General features: G+C 71.9%; 14 protein-coding genes and 1 pseudogene. 13 read left to right on the top strand and 2 right to left on the bottom strand.

Annotated elements, in window-relative coordinates; translation table 11 throughout:
* Window positions 1-163: 163 nt before the first annotated feature.
* The 9 genes and pseudogenes from ACZ5XS_RS31675 to ACZ5XS_RS31715 form a co-directional block, all read left to right on the top strand.
* A pseudogene (locus tag ACZ5XS_RS31675) lies at window positions 164-400 on the top strand (RidA family protein); the annotation flags it as partial.
* 72 nt (window positions 401-472) lie between these two features.
* A complete protein-coding gene (locus ACZ5XS_RS31680; RefSeq protein ID WP_468657100.1) occupies window positions 473-1,267 on the top strand; it encodes a TIGR03084 family metal-binding protein in 795 nt (264 codons plus the stop codon).
* Window positions 1,264-2,940, top strand: a complete 1,677-nt coding sequence (locus ACZ5XS_RS31685; RefSeq protein ID WP_468657101.1) for an acyclic terpene utilization AtuA family protein — start codon at window positions 1,264-1,266, stop codon at window positions 2,938-2,940. The genes ACZ5XS_RS31680 and ACZ5XS_RS31685 overlap by 4 nt, the downstream gene beginning before the upstream one ends.
* Window positions 2,895-4,535, top strand: coding sequence for an acyl-CoA carboxylase subunit beta (locus ACZ5XS_RS31690; RefSeq protein ID WP_468657102.1), 1,641 nt, complete (start codon window positions 2,895-2,897; stop codon window positions 4,533-4,535). The genes ACZ5XS_RS31685 and ACZ5XS_RS31690 overlap by 46 nt, the downstream gene beginning before the upstream one ends.
* A gap of 5 nt (window positions 4,536-4,540) precedes the next feature.
* Window positions 4,541-6,382: an acetyl/propionyl/methylcrotonyl-CoA carboxylase subunit alpha gene (locus ACZ5XS_RS31695; protein WP_468657104.1), complete on the top strand. Its 1,842-nt coding sequence runs from the start codon at window positions 4,541-4,543 to the stop codon at window positions 6,380-6,382.
* 57 nt (window positions 6,383-6,439) lie between these two features.
* Window positions 6,440-7,606 (top strand): acyl-CoA dehydrogenase family protein, encoded by a 1,167-nt coding sequence (locus ACZ5XS_RS31700; protein WP_468657106.1) that lies wholly within the window; start codon window positions 6,440-6,442, stop codon window positions 7,604-7,606.
* Between the two features lie 27 nt (window positions 7,607-7,633).
* Entirely contained in the window at window positions 7,634-9,202 is a 1,569-nt protein-coding gene (locus tag ACZ5XS_RS31705; RefSeq protein WP_468657108.1) for a 4-coumarate--CoA ligase family protein, read from the top strand.
* Window positions 9,199-9,987, top strand: coding sequence for an enoyl-CoA hydratase family protein (locus tag ACZ5XS_RS31710; protein ID WP_468657110.1), 789 nt, complete (start codon window positions 9,199-9,201; stop codon window positions 9,985-9,987). Before ACZ5XS_RS31705 ends, ACZ5XS_RS31710 begins: the two co-directional genes overlap by 4 nt.
* A complete protein-coding gene (locus ACZ5XS_RS31715) occupies window positions 9,975-10,595 on the top strand; it encodes a TetR/AcrR family transcriptional regulator (protein ID WP_468657112.1) in 621 nt (206 codons plus the stop codon). The genes ACZ5XS_RS31710 and ACZ5XS_RS31715 overlap by 13 nt, the downstream gene beginning before the upstream one ends.
* Window positions 10,596-10,641: 46 nt before the next feature.
* On the opposite strand, the gene pdxH is transcribed toward ACZ5XS_RS31715, so the two are convergent.
* Window positions 10,642-11,271 carry a pyridoxamine 5'-phosphate oxidase gene (gene pdxH / locus ACZ5XS_RS31720; RefSeq protein ID WP_468657268.1) on the bottom strand — a complete coding sequence of 210 codons (630 nt, stop codon included), beginning with the start codon at window positions 11,269-11,271 and terminating at the stop codon, window positions 10,642-10,644.
* Between the two features lie 368 nt (window positions 11,272-11,639).
* Between pdxH and ACZ5XS_RS31725 the strand changes: the two genes are divergently transcribed.
* Both ACZ5XS_RS31725 and ACZ5XS_RS31730 read left to right on the top strand, forming a co-directional pair.
* A complete protein-coding gene (locus ACZ5XS_RS31725) occupies window positions 11,640-12,740 on the top strand; it encodes a citrate synthase 2 (RefSeq protein WP_217236888.1) in 1,101 nt (366 codons plus the stop codon).
* A gap of 481 nt (window positions 12,741-13,221) precedes the next feature.
* On the top strand, window positions 13,222-14,628 hold the full coding sequence (locus ACZ5XS_RS31730) for a PAS domain-containing protein (RefSeq protein ID WP_468657114.1): 1,407 nt from the start codon (window positions 13,222-13,224) through the stop codon (window positions 14,626-14,628).
* Window positions 14,629-14,661: 33 nt separating this feature from the next.
* Here the strand turns inward: ACZ5XS_RS31730 and ACZ5XS_RS31735 are convergent, their stop codons facing one another.
* Window positions 14,662-15,417 carry an SIS domain-containing protein gene (locus tag ACZ5XS_RS31735; RefSeq protein ID WP_468657116.1) on the bottom strand — a complete coding sequence of 252 codons (756 nt, stop codon included), beginning with the start codon at window positions 15,415-15,417 and terminating at the stop codon, window positions 14,662-14,664.
* Between the two features lie 256 nt (window positions 15,418-15,673).
* Here ACZ5XS_RS31735 and ACZ5XS_RS31740 point away from each other — a divergent pair, with 256 nt between their 5' ends.
* Both ACZ5XS_RS31740 and ACZ5XS_RS31745 read left to right on the top strand, forming a co-directional pair.
* Entirely contained in the window at window positions 15,674-16,366 is a 693-nt protein-coding gene (locus ACZ5XS_RS31740) for a metal-dependent transcriptional regulator (protein ID WP_217236885.1), read from the top strand.
* Window positions 16,367-16,978: 612 nt separating this feature from the next.
* Window positions 16,979-17,947, top strand: a complete 969-nt coding sequence (locus ACZ5XS_RS31745; protein ID WP_468657270.1) for an alpha/beta fold hydrolase — start codon at window positions 16,979-16,981, stop codon at window positions 17,945-17,947.
* Window positions 17,948-18,221 lie beyond the last annotated feature (274 nt).

Consider the following 18,221-nt stretch of genomic DNA (forward strand, 5'->3'; position numbering starts at 1 on the left):
GGCGGTATCGGCCTGCGGAGCGCCGGTAAGACCTGGAGCAATCCCGGCACAGCGCGAAGAAACAGGAAGCCACGGATCCTCGACCGCACCCTGTGTCGCGTAGCGGCACAGCAACGATCGAGAAGGCCAGAATCCTCGCCCTTCAGGGCAAGGTGCAAGTCAACTCAACGTCGGCACCGCCCTGGCCGGCATCGGCGCATCCTTCGACGACGTCGCGAAACTGACCGTCTACGTCGTCGACTGGACCCCCGACAAGATGCCCCTGTTCCTGGAAGGCGTCGCTCGGGCGTCCGCGAAGCTGGGCGTCACCCCCGTACCCCCGGGCACCCTGCTGGGCGTCGCCGCGCTGGACATCCCCGAGCACCTGGTGGAGGTGGAGGCGACCGCGGTCGTCGACTGAGAACCGAAGTCCCTCGCGGAAATTCATGCAAGCATGCTTGCTTGTTTCTTGGCCCGCTGCCATGCTCCCCCCATGGCCGACCCGACGCCCGTGTTCGCAGACCTGCGTGCCGAGAGCGAGGAACTCGACCGGCTCGTCGCCGAGTTGAGCCCGGAGCAATGGGCCCTCGCCACCCCCGCCCCCCGCTGGACCATCGCCCACCAGATCGCGCACCTCGCCTGGACCGACCGCTCGGCGCTGCTCGCGGTCACCGACGAGGACGCGTTCCGGGGCCTGGTGGAGAAGGCGCTCGCCGCCCCCGGCTCCTTCGTCGACGAGGGCGCGGAGGAGGGCGCCCGGCTCGCGCCCGCCGACCTGCTCTCCCGGTGGCGCGAGGGCCGTACCGCACTCGACGCGGCCCTGCGCTCCGCACCGCCCGGTGCCCGCTTCCCCTGGTACGGCCCGCCCATGTCCGCGGCCTCCATGGCCACCGGCCGCCTGATGGAGACCTGGGCCCACGGCCAGGACGTCGCGGACGCGCTGCAAGCCACCCGTATCCCCACCGACCGGCTCCGGCACGTCGTCCGCATCGGCGTGCGCACCCGGGACTTCGCGTTCGGGGCGCACGGACTGACCCCGCCGGCCGAGGAGTTCCGCGTCGAACTCGCCGGCCCGGGCGGTGACATGTGGTCGTACGGGCCCGAGGACGCCGCTCAGCGGGTCACCGGGCCCGCCCTCGACTTCTGTCTCCTGGTCACCCAGCGTGCCCACCGCGCCGACCTCGCCCTGCGCGCCGACGGCCCCGACGCCGACCGCTGGCTGGACGTCGCCCAGGCCTTCGCGGGCCCGCCCGGCACCGGACGCGCCCCCGAAGGAGCCGGCCGGTGACACCCCTGCGCATCGGCAACGCCTCCGGCTTCTACGGCGACCGCTTCGACGCGATGCGCGAGATGCTCACCGGCGGCGAACTCGACGTCCTCACCGGCGACTACCTCGCCGAGCTGACGATGCTCATCCTCGGCCGGGACCGGCTCAAGGACCCGGGCACCGGGTACGCCCGCACCTTCCTGCGCCAGCTGGAGGACTGCCTGGGGCTCGCGCACGAGCGGGGCGTGCGGCTCGTCACCAACGCCGGCGGGCTCAACCCGGCCGGACTCGCCCGTGCCGTACGGGAGCTGGCCGACCGGCTGGGCATCCCCGTCCGGGTCGCGCACGTCGAGGGCGACGACCTGAAGGACCGGTACCCGGACAGCCTCGCCGCCCACGCCTACCTCGGCGGCTTCGGCATCGCGGCCTGCCTGCGGGAGGGCGCGGACATCGTCGTCACCGGGCGGGTGACGGACGCCGCGCTGGTCACCGGACCCGCCGTCGCGCACTTCGGCTGGGGACCGCAGGAGTACGACAAGCTGGCGGGGGCCGTCGTCGCGGGGCACGTGCTGGAGTGCGGAGCCCAGGCCACCGGCGGCAACTACGCCTTCTTCGGCGAGGGCGGCGCCACCCGCCCCGGCTTCCCCCTCGCCGAGCTCCACGAGAACGGCGACAGCGTCATCACCAAGCACCCCGGCACCGGCGGCCTGGTCGACCTCGGCACGGTGACGGCCCAGCTGCTGTACGAGACGGCCGGGGCCCGCTATCCGGGACCGGACGTCACCGCCCGCCTCGACACCGCACGGCTCACCCAGGAGGGCCCCGACCGGGTGCGGATCGACGGCGTCCGGGGCGAGGCCCCGCCTGCGACGCTCAAGGTCGGCGTCAACCGCCTCGGCGGCTTCCGCAACGAGGTCGTCTTCGTCCTCACCGGGCTGGAGATCGAGTCCAAGGCGGCGCTGGTGCGGCAGCAGATGCGGGCCGCGTTCGCCACGTCCCGTCCCGAGCGCGTCGACTGGGACCTCGTGCGCACCGACCGGCCCGACGCCGACTCCGAGGAGACCGCGAGCGCGCTGCTGCGGCTCGTCGTGCGGGACCCCGTCCAGGAGAACGTCGGCCGGGTGCTGAGCGGAGCCGCCGTCGAGCTGGCGCTCGCCAGTTACCCCGGCTTCCACGTGCTGGCACCCCCGGGCAAGGGCACGCCCTACGGGATCTTCGAGGCGGCCTACGTCCCGCACACCGACGTCGGCCAGGCGGCCGTCCTCCACGACGGCCGCCGGATCCCCGTGGCGCCGGCCCACGACACCCTCGTCCTCGACAGCGTTCCCGAGCCGCCGCTGCCCGAGCCGCTCCCCGCAGGGCCGGTGCGACGCGCCCCGCTCGGCCTGGTCGCCGGCGCCCGCAGCGGGGACAAGGGCGGGGACGCCAACGTCGGGGTCTGGGCCCGCACCGAGGACGCCTGGCGGTGGCTCGCCCACGAACTGACCGCCGACCGGTTCCGGCAGCTGATCCCCGAAAGCCGCGAACTGAACGTCACCCGGCACACCCTGCCCAACCTGCGCGCCCTCAACTTCCTCGTCGAGGGCATCCTCGGCGAGGGCGTCGCCGCACAGCACCGTTTCGACCCGCAGGCCAAGGCCCTGGGCGAATGGCTGCGCTCCCGCCACCTGGACATCCCGGAGGCCCTCCTGTGACGGTCATCAGCTCCACCCTGGACACCGCCGGCGCCGACTTCCGGGCCAACCGCGAGGCCATGCTCGCCAAGCTGGACCAGGTGACCGCCGAGCACGCGAAGGCGCTCGCCGGCGGCGGCGAGAAGTACGTCGCCCGGCACCGGCAGCGCGGCAAGCTCCTCGCCCGCGAACGCGTCGAACTGCTCCTGGACCCCGACACGCCCTTCCTGGAACTGTCGCCGCTGGCCGCCTGGGGCAGCGAGTACGCGGTGGGCGCCTCCCTGATCACCGGCATCGGTGTCGTCGAGGGCGTGGAGTGCCTGATCACCGCCAACGACCCGACCGTGCGCGGCGGCGCCAGCAACCCCTGGTCGCTGAAGAAGGCCCTCCGCGCCAACGACATCGCGCTCGCCAACCGGCTGCCCTGCATCAGCCTGGTGGAGTCCGGCGGGGCCGACCTGCCCTCCCAGAAGGAGATCTTCATCCCCGGGGGCGCGATCTTCCGGGACCTCACCCGGCTCTCCGCCGCCGGGATCCCCACCGTCGCGGTCGTCTTCGGCAACTCGACCGCGGGCGGCGCGTACATCCCCGGCATGTCCGACCACGTGATCATGGTCAAGGAGCGCGCGAAGGTGTTCCTCGGCGGGCCGCCGCTCGTGAAGATGGCCACCGGCGAGGAGAGCGACGACGAGTCGCTGGGCGGCGCGGAGATGCACGCGCGCGTGTCGGGCCTCGCCGACCACTTCGCCGTCGACGAGCCGGACGCCCTGCACCAGGCCAGGCGCGTGGTGGCCCGCCTCAACCACCGCAAGGCCTACGGCGATCCAGGGCCGGCCCTCCCTCCCAAGTATGACGAGGACGAGCTCCTGGGGATCGTCCCCGGTGACCTCAGGACCCCCTTCGACCCGCGCGAGGTCGTCGCCCGGATCGTCGACGCCTCCGACTTCGACGAGTTCAAACCGCTGTACGGGACGAGCCTGGTCACCGGGTGGGCCACCCTGCACGGCTATCCCGTGGGAGTACTGGCGAACGCCCAAGGGGTGCTCTTCAGCGAGGAGTCCCAGAAGGCCGCCCAGTTCATCCAGCTCGCCAACCAGCGCGACATCCCGCTGCTCTTCCTGCACAACACCACCGGCTACATGGTCGGCAAGGAGTACGAGCAGGGCGGCATCATCAAGCACGGCGCGATGATGATCAACGCGGTCAGCAACTCGAAGGTCCCGCACCTGTCGGTCCTCCTGGGCGCCTCCTACGGCGCCGGCCACTACGGCATGTGCGGCCGCGCCTACGACCCCCGCTTCCTCTTCGCCTGGCCCAGCGCCAAGTCCGCCGTCATGGGCCCCCAGCAGCTCGCCGGTGTCCTCTCGATCGTCGCCCGGCAGTCCGCGCTCGCGAAGGGCCGGCCGTACGACGAGGACGCCGACGCCGCCCTGCGCGCCATGGTGGAGCAGCAGATCGAGTCCGAGTCCCTGCCGATGTTCCTGTCCGGGCGGCTGTACGACGACGGCGTCATCGACCCGCGCGATACCCGTACCGTCCTCGGCCTGTGCCTGTCCGCGATCCACACGGCGCCCTACGAGGGCGCGCGCGGTGGCTTCGGCGTCTTCCGGATGTGAGACCCATGATTTCGACACTGCTGGTCGCCAATCGGGGCGAGATCGCCTGCCGCATCTTCCGCACCTGCCGTGAACTGGGCATCCGGACGGTCGCCGTGCACTCGGACGCCGACGAGAACGCCCTCCACGCGCGCGTGGCCGACGCGACGGTACGACTGCCGGGCGCGGCGCCCGCCGACACGTATCTGCGCGGCGACCTGATCGTGAAGGGCGCCGTCGCCGCCGGCGCGGACGCCGTGCACCCCGGCTACGGCTTCCTCTCCGAGAACGCCGGCTTCGCCCGCGCCGTCCTGGACGCCGGCCTGGTCTGGATCGGCCCGCCGCCGGGGGCGATCGAGGCGATGGCGTCCAAGATCCACGCCAAGAAGCTGATGGGCCTCGAACCCCTGCGCGACGTCACCGAGACCGACCTGCCCGTCCTGGTGAAGGCGGCGGCGGGCGGCGGAGGGCGCGGCATGCGGATCGTGCGCCGTCCGCAGGACCTGGACTCCGCGCTGGAGGCCGCGCGCGCCGAGGCCGCGAGCGCCTTCGGCGACGGAGAGGTGTTCGTCGAGCCGTACGTGGAGAACGGACGCCACGTCGAGGTCCAGGTGCTCGCCGACACACACGGCACGGTGTGGGCGCTCGGCACCCGCGACTGCTCCCTCCAGCGCCGCCACCAGAAGGTGATCGAGGAGGCGCCCGCACCCGCCCTGCCCGACGGGCTCGCCGAGGAACTGCACACCCTGGCCGTACGCGCCGCCCGCGCCGTCGACTACGTGGGCGCCGGCACGGTCGAGTTCCTGATCGCCGACGGCACACCCCACTTCCTGGAGATGAACACCCGCCTCCAGGTCGAACACCCCGTCACCGAAGCCGTCTTCGGCATCGACCTGGTGGCCCGGCAGATCCGCGTCGCAGAAGGCCACCCCCTCGAGAACGAACCCCCACGCGCGCGTGGCCACGCCGTGGAGGCCCGCCTGTACGCCGAGGACCCGGCGAACGACTGGACCCCCCAGACCGGCACCCTGCACCGCCTGACCGTCCCGGAAGGCGTCCGGCTGGACACCGGCTACGAGGACGGCGACTCCATCGGCGTCCACTACGACCCCATGCTCGCCAAGGTCGTCGCCCACGCCCCCACCCGCGCGGAAGCCGTCCGCAGACTCGCGGGCGCCCTGGAGCGAGCCACACTCCACGGCCCCCTCACCAACCGGGACCTCCTCGTACGGTCGCTACGGCACCCGGAGTTCACCACCGCCCGCATGGACACGGGCTTCTACGACCGCCATCTGCCCGAACTCACCGCCTCCGCCCCCGAACCCCACGCCCCCCTGGCCGCCGCCCTCGCCGACGCCCACGGCCGCTCCCGCTTCGGAGGCTGGCGCAACGTCCCCTCCCAGCCGCAGACCAAGCGCTACGCGATGGCGGGGGAGGAGCACGAGGTCCACTACCGGCACACCCGGGCCGGCCTGGAGGCGGACGGAGTGCGCGTCGTCCACGCCGCCGCGGATCTCGTCGTCCTGGAAGTGGACGGCGTACGACGGAAGTTCACGGTGGCCCGCCACGGCGACGAGGTGCACGTCAACAACACCACCCTGCGGGCCCTGCCCCGCTTCCCCGACCCGACGGCCCACCTGGCCCCCGGCTCCCTGGTGGCCCCCATGCCGGGCACGGTGGTGCGGCTGGCCGAGGGTGTGGAGCCCGGCTCCGCCGTCCAGGCGGGCCAGCCCCTGCTGTGGCTGGAGGCCATGAAGATGGAACACAAGATCACCGCGCCCGTCACAGGAACCTTGAGCGCCTTGGACGTTGTGCCTGGCCAACAGGTGACGGTGGGCTCATTGCTCGCGGTCGTACAGCCGACCTGAAGGGGCGCGGGGAACTGCGCGACCAGCCACGGACGACCCGCACCCGGAAGGAGTCCCATGCCACCCACCACGGAATCCGAAGAACACAAGGCCCTACGAGAAGCAGTAGCCGCACTGGGCAAACGCTACGGCCGCGACTACATGACCACCGTCATCGCCGAAAACCGCCACCCCCAGGAACTCTGGCTGGAGGCAGCCAAGCTGGGCTACCTCGGCGTCAACCTGCCGGAGACATACGGCGGCGGAGGCGGCGGCATCGCCGAACTCTCCATCGTCCTCGAAGAACTCGGCGCCGCCGGCTGCCCCCTGCTCATGATGGTCGTCTCCCCGGCCATCTGCGGCACCGTCATCGCCCGCTTCGGCACGGACGCCCAGAAACAGCACTGGCTCCCCGGACTCGCCGACGGCACCCGAACCATGGCCTTCGGCATCACCGAACCCGACGCCGGCTCCAACAGCCACCGCATCACCACCACGGCCCGCCGCGACCCCGACACCGGGGACTGGCTCCTCACCGGCCGCAAGGTCTTCATCTCCGGCGTCGACATCGCCGACGCCACCCTCATCGTCGGCCGCACCGAGGACGCCCGCACCGGCAGCCTCAAGCCCTGCCTCTTCATCGTCCCCCGCGACACACCCGGCTTCACCCGCCACCGCATCGACATGGAACTCGCCGCCGCGGAAAAGCAGTTCGAGCTCACCCTCGACGACGTACGGCTCCCCGCGGACGCACTCGTGGGCGACGAGGACGCCGGCCTCCTCCAGCTCTTCGCCGGCCTCAACCCCGAACGCGTCATGACCGCCGCCTTCGCCATCGGCATGGGCCGCTACGCACTCGCACAAGCCGTCACCTACGCCCGCGGCCGCACCGTCTGGAACACCCCCATCGGCGCCCACCAGGCCATCGCACACCCCCTCGCCCAGGCGCACATCGACCTCGAACTCGCCCGCCTGATGATGCAGAAAGCAGCCCACCTCTACGACGCCGGCGACGACGCGGGCGCGGGCGAAGCCGCCAACATGGCCAAGTACGCCGCCGGGGAGGCCTGCGTGAAGGCGGTCGACCAGGCGGTGCACACGCTCGGCGGGAACGGCCTCACGCGCGAGTTCGGGCTCGCCTCGTTGATAACAGCCGCGCGCGTGGCTCGTATTGCTCCGGTGAGCCGGGAGATGATTCTCAACTACGTCTCCCACCAGACCCTGGGCCTGCCCAAGTCGTACTGACCGGCAGGTGCCGCGCGAGGAGGAACCGTGTTCCGCAGCGAGTACGCAGACGTCCCGCCCGTAGAACTCCCCATCCACGAGGCGGTGCTCGGCCGGGCCGCCGAGTTCGGTGACACGCCCGCGCTCATCGACGGCACCGACGGCACCACGCTCACCTACGGCCGACTGGACCGCTTCCACCGCCGCGTCGCCGCCGCCCTCGCCGATGCCGGCGTCCGCAAGGGCGACGTCCTCGCCCTGCACAGCCCCAACACGATCGCCTTCCCGACCGCGTTCTACGCCGCCACCCGCGCGGGAGCCCCCGTCACGACCGTGCACCCCCTCGCCACCCCGGAGGAGTTCGCCAAGCAGCTCACCGACTCCGCCGCCCGCTGGATCATCACCGTCTCACCGCTCCTGCAGACCGCCCGCAGGGCCGCCGAACTCGCCGGCGGCGTCCGGGAGATCTTCGTCTGCGACAGCGCCCCCGGACACCGCTCGCTCATCGGCATGCTGGCGTCGGCGGCCCCGGAACCGCAGATCGACATCGACCCCGAGCAGGACGTGGCCGCCCTCCCGTACTCGTCCGGCACCACCGGCACACCCAAGGGCGTGATGCTCACCCACCGCCAGATCGCCACCAACCTCGCCCAGCTCGAACCCGCCATGGGAACCGGCCCCGGCGACCGCATCCTCGCCGTCCTGCCCTTCTTCCACATCTACGGCCTGACAGCCCTCATGAACGCCCCCCTGCGCCTGGGCGCCACCGTCGTCGTCCTGCCCCGCTTCGACCTGGAAACCTTCCTCGCCGCCATCCAGAACCACCGCATCACCGGCCTGTACGTCGCCCCACCCATCGTCCTCGCCCTCGCCAAGCACCCCGCCGTCGCGCAGTACGACCTGACGTCCCTCCAGTACATCGTCAGCGCCGCCGCCCCCCTGGACGCCAAACTCGCCGCCGCCTGCTCCGGGCGGCTCGGCCTGCCCCCCGTCGGCCAGGCCTACGGCATGACCGAACTGTCCCCGGGCACCCACGTCGTCCCCCTCGACGCCATGCGCGAAGCACCCGCCGGCACCGTCGGCAGGCTCATCGCCGGCACCGAGATGCGGATCGTCTCCCTCGACGACCCCGACAAGGACCTCGGCATCGGAGAGTCCGGCGAAATCCTCATCCGCGGCCCCCAGGTCATGAAGGGCTACCTCGGCCGCCCCGACGCCACCGCCGCGATGATCGACCCCGACGGCTGGCTGCACACCGGAGACGTCGGCCACACCGACGCCGACGGCTGGCTGTTCGTCGTCGACCGCGTCAAGGAACTCATCAAGTACAAGGGCTTCCAGGTGGCCCCCGCCGAACTCGAAGCCCTGCTCCTCACCCACCCGGGCATCGCCGACGCGGCCGTCATCGGCGTCTACGACGACGACGGCAACGAAAGCCCGCACGCCTACGTGGTCCGCCAGCCGGCCGCCACCGACCTCTCCGAAGGCGAGGTCATGATGTACGTCGCCGAACGCGTCGCCCCCTACAAACGCGTCCGCCACGTCACCTTCATCGAAGGCGTCCCGCGTGCCGCCTCCGGAAAGATCCTGCGCCGACAACTCAGGGAGCGGACGTGACCACCCTGGTCCACCCCACGCACGCACGCGGCATCACCACCCTCACCCTGGACTCGCCGCACAACCGCAACGCCCTGTCCGCCCCGCTCGTGCACGAACTCGCGGACGCGCTGCGACGAGCGGGCAAGGACGACGCCGTACGCGCCGTCGTCCTCACTCACACCGGCACCACCTTCAGCGCGGGCGCCGACCTGCGCGAACCGCCGGACCCCAGAGCCCTGGTCGCCCTGCTCCGGCAGATCGTCGAGCTCCGCAAGCCCGTCGTGGCCCGCGTCACCGGCCACGTACGGGCCGGCGGCCTCGGCCTGCTCGGCGCCTGCGACATCGCGGCCGCCTCCCACACCGCCACCTTCGCCTTCACCGAGGTCCGCATCGGCGTCGTCCCGGCACTGATCTCCCTCCCCCTCCTGCCCCGAGTCGACCCCCGCGCCCTCGCCCGCCACTACCTCACCGGCGAGACCTTCGACGCGGCCGAGGCCGCCCGCATCGGCCTCCTCACGGCAGCCGCCGACCACGCCGACGTCGACCACGCCGACGTCGACCACGCCGACGTCGACCACGCCGACGTCGACCAGGTCCTCGCCCCCGTCCTCGACGGACTGCGCCGAGCCTCCCCACACGCCCTCGCCGAGACGAAACGCCTGCTCACGGCTAAGGTGCTGGAGGCCTTCGACCAGGACGCGGACGAACTGGCCGCCCTCTCGGCCCGCCTGTTCGCCTCCGCGGACGCCCGCGAGGGCATGACGGCCTTCCTCGAACGACGGGATCCCCCATGGGTGCTGTGAACGCGGTCGACCGCCCCCCGGGCGACCGCGCCCCCAAACAGGACCGCAGCCGCGCCACCCGGCAGCGCCTCCTGGAAGCCGCCGTCGCCTGCCTCGCCGAACACGGCTGGGCGGGCTCCACGGTCACCGTCGTCGCCGAACGCGCCGGCGTCTCCCGCGGCGCCGCCCAGCACCACTTCCCGACCCGCGAAGACCTCTTCACCGCGGCGGTCGAGTACGTCGCCGAAGAACGCTCCACCGCCCTGCGCGCCCTCTTCCCCCAGGGCGCCGCCACAGACGACCGCCGGACCGTCGTCGCCGCCCTCGTCGACCTCTACACCGGCCCCCTCTTCCGCGCCGCCCTCCACCTGTGGGTCGCCGCCTCCAACGAGGACCAGCTGCGACCGAGAGTGACGGAACTGGAAGCCCGCGTCGGCCGCGAGACCCACCGCATCGCCGTGGACCTGCTCGACGCCGACGAATCCCGCCCCGGCGTCCGCGAAACGGTCCAGGGCCTGCTCGACATGGCCCGGGGGCTGGGACTGGCGAACCTGCTCACGGACGACGCCGGCCGCCGCGACCGGGTCGTGACGCAGTGGGCGAGCCTGCTGGACGAGGCACTGGGCTGACGGAGGACCGGATCAGCGGTTCCCGGCCCGGTCGCCGCCCCCGCCCTCACGGACTGAGCCGCTCCACCCGCCAGCTCCCGTCCGGCTCCGCCACGTACCGCAGCCGGTCGTGCAGCCGGTTCTCACGGCCCTGCCAGAACTCCACCGCCTCCGGCGCCACCCGGAAGCCGCCCCAGTTCGAGGGGACCGGCACCTGCTCGCCCTCCGGATAGCGGGCGGCCAGCTCCGCGTAAGCCGCGTCCAGGCCGGTGCGGTCCGCGATCACCGAGGACTGCGCGCTCGCCCACGCACCGAGCTGGGAGCCGTGCGGGCGACTGCGGAAGTACGCGGCGGTCTCGTCCCGTCCGGTGCGCCGTGCCACGCCCGTGACGATGACCTGGCGGGCCATCGGATGCCACGGGAACAGCAACGAGACGAACGGGTTCTCCGCCAGCTCGCGGGCCTTGCGGGAGTCGTAGTTGGTGTAGAAGACGAAACCCTGCTCGTCGAAGTGCTTCAGCAGCACCGTGCGCGCGCTGGGCCGGCCCTCGGCGTCCGCCGTGGCGACGACCATGGCGTTCGGCTCGAAGAGCCGCCCCTCGATCGCGGCCTCCTTGAACCAGCGCGCGAACTGCTCGACGGGCGTTGCGGCCAGGTCGGCCTCGGTCAGCCCCTCGGCGCGGTACTGCTTGCGCATGGAGGCGGGATCGAGGGGGGCGTCTCGGTCGGTCACGCCGTCATCCTGCCGTATCCACGGGCCGCGTTCAGCACGGTGTCCTTCATCACTGAGTGGCACCCAGTGCCGCGACATCTCCCCAAGGGTGACACTCGCGGCTATCGTGCTGATGCCGTTCCGGTCGGGTGACCGCCGACCGCGCGGGGCATCACAGAGGTACCGCCCAGGGCCGCGAGTTCTCGCAGACGAACCGTGGATCCGCGGGACGGCCGCACACCCACCGCCTGTCACGTGGTCGCCGCACCCCGCAGCACACCGGCCGCAGCACACCGGCCGCAGCACAACAGAACATCCCACCACCCGTCGCACACATCACGAGGAGCCGCCTGATGTCCGACTTCGTACCCGGGCTCGAGGGAGTCGTCGCGTTCGAGACGGAGATCGCCGAACCCGACAAGGAGGGCGGCGCACTCCGGTACCGGGGCGTCGACATCGAGGACCTGGTGGGCCAGGTCTCGTTCGGCAACGTCTGGGGACTGCTCGTCGACGGCGCCTTCAACCCCGGCCTGCCGCCCGCCGAGCCCTTCCCGATCCCCGTGCACTCCGGCGACATCCGCGTCGACGTCCAGTCCGCGCTCGCCATGCTGGCCCCCGTGTGGGGCCTGAAGCCGCTGCTGGACATCGACTCCGCCCAGGCCCGGGCGGACCTCGCCCGAGCCGCCGTGATGGCCCTGTCCTACGTCGCCCAGTCCGCCCGCGGCCAGGGCCTGCCCATGGTCCCGCAGCGGGAGATCGACAAGGCGCAGTCCGTCGTCGAGCGCTTCATGATCCGCTGGCGCGGCGAGCCCGACCCCAAGCACGTGGCGGCCGTCGACGCCTACTGGACCTCCGCCGCCGAACACGGCATGAACGCCTCCACCTTCACGGCCCGCGTGATCGCCTCGACGGGCGCGGACGTCGCGGCCGCCCTCTCCGGCGCCGTAGGAGCCATGTCCGGCCCGCTGCACGGCGGCGCTCCCTCCCGCGTCCTCGGCATGATCGAGGAGATCGAACGCACCGGCGACGCCGACGCCTACGTCAAGCAGGCCCTCGACAAGGGCGAACGTTTGATGGGCTTCGGCCACCGTGTCTACCGCGCCGAAGACCCGCGAGCCCGCGTCCTGCGCCGCACCGCCCGCGAACTCGGCGCCCCCCGCTTCGAGATCGCCGAAGCCCTGGAGAAGGCGGCCCTGGCAGAGCTCCACGCCCGCCGCCCCGACCGGGTCCTCGCCACGAACGTCGAGTTCTGGGCCGCCATCATCCTCGACTTCGCCGAGGTCCCGGCCCACATGTTCACCTCGATGTTCACCTGCGCCCGCACGGCCGGCTGGTCGGCCCACATCCTGGAACAGAAGCGCACCGGCCGCCTGGTCCGCCCCTCCGCCCGCTACATCGGCCCCGGCTCCCGCGACCCGCGCGAGATCGAGGGCTACGGCGACATCGTGCGCTGAGCAGCTCCGAGAACGCAGACGACCCGCGAGCTCGGGTCTCTTCGCCTGAGCGGAGAAGCCGGCCGGACGTACCGGCGAGCTCGCGGGTCGGGTGACTGCGTTGGATTGGCCGGCTGCGTGTATCTCGCACACGCTGGTCCGGCACCGCACTCGGTGGGTGACGGGCCGCTAGCCCGCAGCCACCTCTTCCGTCCGGTATGAACCCATCTGCCGAACCACCTCCTCTCCGAAGTGATAGCCACACTAAGAACCCGCAGGCCACGGATCAACCGCTTTTTCGAGATGTTGACGGACCGGACGTGTGGCGACCGTCATCGCGCGCGTGCTGCCCGGGTACCGGGTACTCGGGTTTCCGGCGCACAACGATTTTTTTCATCTTGTGGGAACCCGGTGTGTGCTGCGTCACGTTCCAGTTAGATGATTGTTAGTGAGCGAACCGACGTGCCGTACGTGCGGACGCGGCAGCCTGCAGGGGGTCCAGGTGAGTGCTTCCCGGCGTAGTGGGACCACCGACGAGATCGGGCCGGACGAGCCCGAGCGGGACGGTCCGGAGGGTTCGGACGGCTCGGATCTGCTGGCCGCGCTGCTCGACGGGATGGACGCGGCCCTGTGTGCCTTCGACGCGGACGGGGTGGTGACCCACTGGAACCGCGAGGCGGAGCGGATCCTCGGGTGGAGCGCCGCCGAGGCCGTGGGGCGGCACGGGTTCGCCGGGTGGGCGGTGCGCAGTGCCGACGCCGAGGAGGTGGAGGGGCGGCTGCTGGCCGCGATGCACGCTCCCGGGCGGCAGGTGCACGAGTTCGCGTTGCTGACCAAGGACGGCGGGCGGGTGCTCGTACGGACGCAGTCGGCGGCGGTGCGTGGGCCGGACGGTAAGCCCGCGGGGCTGTACTGCGCTTTCAGTGAGGTGCACACGCAGATCGACCTGGAGCGGTCGATCGCGCTGAGCGAGGCGCTGTTCGAGGACGCGAGCTGGGGTGTCGTGCTCGTCGACGCCGATCTGCGGCCCGCCGTGGTCAACGCGCATGCCGCGCGGGCGCTGGGTGTCGGGCGTACGTCCGTCCTGGGGCGGCCGCTCGGGGATCTGCTCGCCCAGGGTGTCGAGGAGTTGGAGAGCGCGCTCACGCATGTGCTGGCCGAGGGCGCGCCGCCCGCGCCGGCCGAGATCTGGGTAAGTGTGCGTACGCCGGACGGTGAGCGGCGGCGTTGCTGGCGCTGTGGGTTCGTGCGGCTGGCGTCACCGCTGGCGGAGGAGCCCGTGCCGCTGGGCGTGGGCTGGCTCTTCCACGACGTGACGGACGCCAAGCAGAGTGATCAGGAGGCGTCGCTGCTGCGGTTCCGTACGAATCAGCTGCACCGGGCTGTCCGGGCCGCCGCCGAGTGCGAGGATCCGCGTGAGGCGGCGGCTGTGCACCTGGACTTCGCGCTGGCCGGGTTCGCCGACCATGCGCTGATCGACCGGGTGTCGGGCGGTGCGGTGGCGGACGGGGCGGAGACGGGTTCGCTGCGGCTGGTACGGGTCGCGGCGACGCCGTCCGGGGCGCCGGGGCCGTCTCTGCTCACCGGGCAGGCGGGTTTGCCGGTGCGGTACGGGGAGGGGCATCCGGCGTTGCAGTGCGTGGAGCGGGCCGGGTCGGTGCGGGCGAGTGTGGGGACCGTGCCGGTGGAGAAGGCCCGGGAGTGGGCGGTGTCCCGGCAGTGGCCGTCGGACGCGGTGCACGCGTTGTGCGCGGTGCTGCGGAGCCGGGGGCGGACGCTGGGGGTCGTGACGTTTTTGCGGGGGGCCGGGCGGAGTCAGTTCGAGCGTGGGGACGCGGTGTACGCGGAGGATGTGGCCGTTCGGATCGGCTCGGCGTTGGATCTGGCCGAGGTGCTGGGGCGGGAGTAGCGGCGGTACGACTGTCCGTGGGCCGGCGGGTGCCTAGCGCCGGTAGAAGATCCGCTCCCCGTATTTCTCGAACACCTGTCCGTTCCATTCGTGGCCCCCGTCCACGTTCCCCGAGCGCAGCAGTGGGGGCTCGATGCCCCGGTCGGCCAGGCTGCTCGCCGCCGTGGCCATGACCGCCTGGAGGATGGCCGAGGTGACGACCGTGGAGGCGGGGGCGAAGGGGGCCGGGATGGTGTCGAGGGTGAGTTCCGCGTCGCCGACGGCGATCTTCGAGTCGAGGACGATGTCGCAGTGGTCCTTGAGGTAGGTGCCGGAGAGGTGCCGGGACGTCGTCTTGGTGGCGTACGCGACCGATGTCACGCCGATGACCTTGAGGCCCAGGGCGCGGGCGCTCATGGCCATCTCGACGGGGAGCGCGTTGCGTCCGGAGAGGGAGATGATCACGAGGGTGTCGCCCTCGCGGGCCGGGGAGCAGTCGAGGACGGCACGGGCGAGGCCGTCGACGCGTTCGAGGGCCGAGCCGAGTGTCGCCGGCATGACGTCGACGCCGACGGTGCCGGGGACGGCCAGGAGGTTCATCAGGGCGAGGCCGCCGGCGCGGTAGACGACGTCCTGCGCGGCGAGGGAGGAGTGGCCGGCGCCGAAGGCGAAGAGCCGGCCGCCGGAGGCGACGGTGTCGGCGAGGAGCACGCCGGCCGCCTCGATGGTGGGAGCCTCCTCGTCCCTGACCCGTTGCAGCAGGCCGATCGCGGCGTCGAAGAACTGACCGGCCGGCTTGCTGTCGCTCATGCGGGCCCCTTCGGAGCGTCGGGAGTCTGGGTCTCGGCGTCTGTGTCGCGGCGCGTGTGTCGCGGCGCGTGTGTCGCGGATCACGGTGCGGTCTGGACCACTGGGATGTCAATACGGTCGTGGGAAGCGTCCCGCAACCCTTTGGTTTCCGCGGCGCGGCACGCTTGTCCGTGGTATCCGGCAGAATTGGTGCCAGGGCCAGCGCACAAGCCGGGAAGCTGTCGTGCTTCCGGGCAGATCTCATCAAGGGGCACGTATGTCCGGACTGATCGACACCACGGAGATGTATCTCCGCACCATCCTCGAGCTGGAGGAGGAAGGTGTGGTCCCCATGCGCGCCCGGATCGCCGAGCGGCTCGACCAGAGCGGGCCGACGGTCAGCCAGACGGTGGCGCGGATGGAGCGCGACGGCCTGGTGTCCGTCGCCAGCGACCGTCACCTGGAGCTCACGGACGAGGGCCGTCGGCTGGCCACGCGCGTGATGCGCAAGCATCGGCTCGCGGAGTGTCTGCTCGTCGACGTGATCGGTCTGGAGTGGGAGCAGGTGCACGCCGAGGCGTGTCGCTGGGAGCACGTGATGAGCGAGGCGGTCGAGCGCCGCGTCCTCGAGCTGCTGCGCCACCCCACCGAGTCGCCGTACGGCAATCCCATCCCGGGCCTGGAGGAACTGGGCGAGAAGGACGGCGCGGACCCCTTCCTGGACGAGGGCATGGTGTCGCTCGCCGATCTCGACCCGGGTCTGGAGGGCAAGACGGTCGTGGTGCGCCGGATCGGCGAGCCGATCCAGACGGACGCGCAGCTGATGTACACGCTGCGCCGGGCGGGCGTGCAGCCCGGCTCGGTGGTGAGCGTGACGGAGTCGGCGGGCGGTGTGCTCGTGGGCAGCGGTGGTGAGGCGGCGGAGCTGGAGGCGGGCGTCGCGTCGCACGTGTTCGTCGCCAAGCGCTGAGCGGTTCGGCGGTACGGCCGGCGGCGGTGGTCGCCGTCTCAACTGCCGAGACCGGCGGGGAAGTTGTGGTACTTCGGCCATCGCGTCGATTCCAAGATTCACTGTGCCGAATCGCAGCGCTCGGTCGCTTCCCGTGCGAGGCTGTCGCGTGAGGCATATGACCTGAGGGCTCTTGGCCGTGGTCCGGCAGCGATGCCGCGTCCGGCCGGGGAGGGGGCGGGAAGATGTGCCGCAGACGTGTGGATGGCCCCGGCGCCTGGTGGCGCCGGGGCCTGTCCTCCCCTGTGCTGACCTGGAGCCCCGAGCTCTCAAGGTCATCCCCTTCGGACCGGTTTCCCCGAGCGGTCCGCCTCCCGTTGAAGATCTCCCCTCGGCGACGGCGATCATTCCTTGAGTGGGGTCACTCGAACGAGGGGTGTTGTCGGCGAGAGCCGTATTTTCGAATACATATTCGATAAAATGGATACTCTGCGGGTGACGCCTCACGCGGAATCTGCGCTTCAGGATGTGGGCAGGAACGACAGACACGGCAGGGCAGGACGAGGTTCACAGGACCCGCCGCCTGGAGCGGGAGCGAACGGGTCCGAGCGGAGCTAGGGGGTGCCAGGACCAGTGGCGCGACGCATCGAAGTGATCGGGGCGGGCGGCGTACGCCTTGCCGCCTGGGAGTTCGGCGACCCTCCCAAGTCCGACCCGGCGAAGGACGTACAGAAGCAGCACGGCTTACTGCAGCAGGACGTACCGAAGCAGGCCGCGGCGGGACGGACCGCGTCCCCGCAGTCCGGCCCCGGGGAGCCCGAGCGGGCCCCCGGTGTGCTGTTACTGCACGGCTTGATGGGCCGTGCCTCGCACTGGGCGTCCACCGCCCGCTGGCTCTCCGAGCGGCATCGCGCCGTCGCCCTCGACCAGCGCGGGCACGGCCAGAGCGACAAGCCCCCGCGGGCGTCCTACACGCGCGAGGCGTACGTCGAGGACGCCGAGGCCGCCCTCGAACAGCTCGGGCTCGGGCCGGCCGTCCTCATCGGCCACGCGATGGGTGCCCTGACCGCCTGGCAGCTCGCCGCCAAGCGTCCCGACCTGGTCCGCGGGGTGATCATCTGCGACATGCGGGCCTCCGCACTCGGCGCCGCCTCGCAGCGCGAGTGGGAGGACTGGTTCAAGGCCTGGCCCGTCCCCTTCGCCACACTCGCCGACGTCCGCAAGTGGTTCGGCGAGGACGACCCCTGGGTCGAGCGCCCGAACCCGGCCCGCGGCGAGTTCTACGCCGAGGTCATGCAGGAGTCCCCGGACGGCTGGCGCCCCGTCTTCGACCCGGAGCAGATGCTCGAGTCCCGCGAGACCTGGGTGTACGACGCCCACTGGGAGGAACTCACCCAGGTGGAGTGTCCCGCCCTGGTCGTGCGCGGCCTCGACGGCGAACTGGGCCGCGCGGAGGCCCAGGAGATGGTCCGCGTGCTGCCCCGCGGCCAGTACGCGGAGGTCGCCGACGCCGGCCACCTCGTGCACTACGACCAGCCGGACGCCTGGCGGGGCGCGGTGGAGCCCTTCCTGGACATGGTCCTCGCGGACGTCACCGGCTGAACCGGCCCCAGGGCCTCGCCCCGGACTGGGTCCTAAGGCCCGGCGGGCCGACGGCGTGTGCTGTGTGCGGGTGCTCGGGGGCTGGTCGCGCAGTTCCCCGCGCCCCTGGGGGGTGTGACCGACGTCAGTTTCTCGGGCTCCGCCCAGGCCTCGCCGAAGGGCCTGCCCAGGGCCTCGTCCCGGACTGGGTCCTAAGGCCCGGCGGGCCGACGGCGTGTGCCGTGTGCGGGTGCTCGGGGGCTGGTCGCGCAGTTCCCCGCGCCCCTGGGGGTGT

The sequence above is a fragment of the Streptomyces sp. NPDC033131 genome (genome assembly GCF_055578365.1).

Bases quoted from the DNA above. Each gene is read 5' to 3' on its own strand.
- ACZ5XS_RS31735 (WP_468657116.1), bottom strand. From the start codon at position 15,417: ATGAGCGACAGCAAGCCGGCCGGTCAGTTCTTCGACGCCGCGATCGGC.
- ACZ5XS_RS31690 (WP_468657102.1), top strand. From the start codon at position 2,895: ATGGCTGCGCTCCCGCCACCTGGACATCCCGGAGGCCCTCCTGTGACG.
- pdxH (WP_468657268.1), bottom strand. From the start codon at position 11,271: ATGCGCAAGCAGTACCGCGCCGAGGGGCTGACCGAGGCCGACCTGGCC.
- ACZ5XS_RS31715 (WP_468657112.1), top strand. From the start codon at position 9,975: ATGGGTGCTGTGAACGCGGTCGACCGCCCCCCGGGCGACCGCGCCCCC.
- ACZ5XS_RS31680 (WP_468657100.1), top strand. From the start codon at position 473: ATGGCCGACCCGACGCCCGTGTTCGCAGACCTGCGTGCCGAGAGCGAG.
- ACZ5XS_RS31695 (WP_468657104.1), top strand. From the start codon at position 4,541: ATGATTTCGACACTGCTGGTCGCCAATCGGGGCGAGATCGCCTGCCGC.
- ACZ5XS_RS31740 (WP_217236885.1), top strand. From the start codon at position 15,674: ATGTCCGGACTGATCGACACCACGGAGATGTATCTCCGCACCATCCTC.
- ACZ5XS_RS31725 (WP_217236888.1), top strand. From the start codon at position 11,640: ATGTCCGACTTCGTACCCGGGCTCGAGGGAGTCGTCGCGTTCGAGACG.
- ACZ5XS_RS31700 (WP_468657106.1), top strand. From the start codon at position 6,440: ATGCCACCCACCACGGAATCCGAAGAACACAAGGCCCTACGAGAAGCA.